Origin of the sequence: Okeania sp. SIO2F4, assembly GCF_010672385.1 — a bacterium.
Lineage (GTDB): Bacteria > Cyanobacteriota > Cyanobacteriia > Cyanobacteriales > Microcoleaceae > Trichodesmium.
In genome coordinates, this window is the sequence record NZ_JAAHGT010001368.1 from 1 (window position 1) to 1,603 (window position 1,603).

The 1,603-nt window shown below is 34.4% G+C and carries 3 protein-coding genes and 1 pseudogene; 3 read left to right on the forward strand and 1 reads right to left on the reverse strand.

Features of this window, described 5'->3' with window-relative positions:
• On the forward strand, positions 1-185 hold a 185-nt coding region (locus tag F6K22_RS40465; protein WP_293110763.1), incomplete at its 5' end, for a hypothetical protein.
• A gap of 123 nt (positions 186-308) precedes the next feature.
• A pseudogene (locus F6K22_RS40470) lies at positions 309-764 on the forward strand (DUF29 domain-containing protein).
• Positions 765-1,196: 432 nt separating this feature from the next.
• On the opposite strand, the gene F6K22_RS40475 reads toward F6K22_RS40470, so the two are convergent.
• Positions 1,197-1,319: a hypothetical protein gene (locus F6K22_RS40475; protein WP_293110764.1), complete on the reverse strand. Its 123-nt coding sequence runs from the start codon at positions 1,317-1,319 to the stop codon at positions 1,197-1,199.
• A gap of 22 nt (positions 1,320-1,341) precedes the next feature.
• On the opposite strand from F6K22_RS40475, the gene F6K22_RS40480 reads away from it, so the two are divergent.
• The coding region (locus F6K22_RS40480) for a DNA-3-methyladenine glycosylase (protein ID WP_293110766.1) at positions 1,342-1,603 on the forward strand (262 nt) is incomplete at its 3' end.

Consider the following 1,603-nt stretch of genomic DNA (forward strand, 5'->3'; position numbering starts at 1 on the left):
TTCATTCGTCTTGGACGCGATCGCAAAGTCTAAAACATCAGGATGCTCTATCGTCTGAATTAACCAAGTGGTTTGAGTCTTCCTTCTTCTTGAGTATAATTACTTATAGCTTAATTGAGATGCACCCAATGAAAACCGTTCGGGAATTGAATATAAGGAAATTCAAGAGCACTTTTTTCTCTTGAAATAGAAGGCTTGATACCTTTATTCTTCGGTAAATTTTGCTGAATTAATAAGGCTTTTATAGCAAACAAAAAAAAATACCTAATAGCTGATAGCTGACTGCTCTTTTACATGGTGAGATAATTATGACTAAATTCCCAGAAACAACATCCTCAAATATTTACGATCGAGATTTTTTATTGTGGGTACAAACAACTGCAAACTTATTAAAAGTAGGAAAATTTACCGAAATAAATATTCCTAATTTAATTGAATAAATAGAAAGTATGGGTAGGAGTGAAAAACGAGAGCTAAAAAATAGTTTAATTATTCTATTGATGCACCCGTTCGAGTGGAAATATCAGCCATAAAAAAGAACTGAAATCTGGAAAAATACTATTATCGAACAGCGAATTTCTCTATAATTACTACTAGAAGATAGCCCTAATCTCAAACCACTTTTGCCAGAAATATTTGATAAATCCTATCAAATAAGTAGGCTTAAAGCAGCTAACGAAACAGGAGTTAAAGTTGATATTTTTCCAGAACAATCTCCCTTTACTTTTGCAGAAAGTCTCGATTTTGAATATTTACCTGATTGACAGAGATTAGGATTAATCTAGTAGATCATATTACCTCCGCTTAATTAGTCATAAAAAAACTTCTTCCTTCTTCCTTGCTGACACTCTTTGTAACAATATTAAAAAAAATTCTTGGATAGACAAGTGTTCTACCCAAGAAATAAATTATCAAAAATTGAAAAAATAAAAGATTTGAGCAAGAATACTCTACATCACTATAATAAATACCTACAGAACTTACGCATGGGTACTACATATAGCGCAAAAAACTATAACGCTATAGTTTTTGAACTCTACATATATGGTCTATGCGGTCTATGCGTAAGTCCTAACCTACTTAGTAAAGTGAATACCTACAGAACTTACGCATGGGTACTACATATAGCGCAAAAAACTATAACGCTATAGTTTTTAAACTCTACATATATGTTCTATGCGTAAGTCCTAACCTACTTAGTGAGCGGAACCATTTCCATGATAATCATCGGTATCATAGAACCCATTTTGTGTACCAAAGAACAGACAACCAATAGTAAACAAAACAGTTAATCCCACTAGAATTAATTTGATATCCATAATTGCAGATTCTCCTTGAATAATGAATTTTACTCAAACAAATGAGATTATAGACAATACTTGGCTAAAACGCCCGTCCCCCGAAGTTGCCCCAGATTTAGTGGGTTGTACTTTAGTGCGACGAATATCCGATGACCAAATTATCCGCAGCACAATAGTAGAAACCGAAGCTTATGCACCAGGAGACCCTGCTTGTCACGGTTATCGTAGTCGTACCCCACGAAATGCCGTGATGTTTGGCCCTCCAGGAATGAGCTATGTTTTCCTTATTTACGGGATGTACC

What these genes read in the sequence shown, in the direction of transcription:
- F6K22_RS40475 (WP_293110764.1), bottom strand. Translation starts at nt 1,319, where the DNA reads ATGGATATCAAATTAATTCTAGTGGGATTAACTGTTTTGTTTACTATT.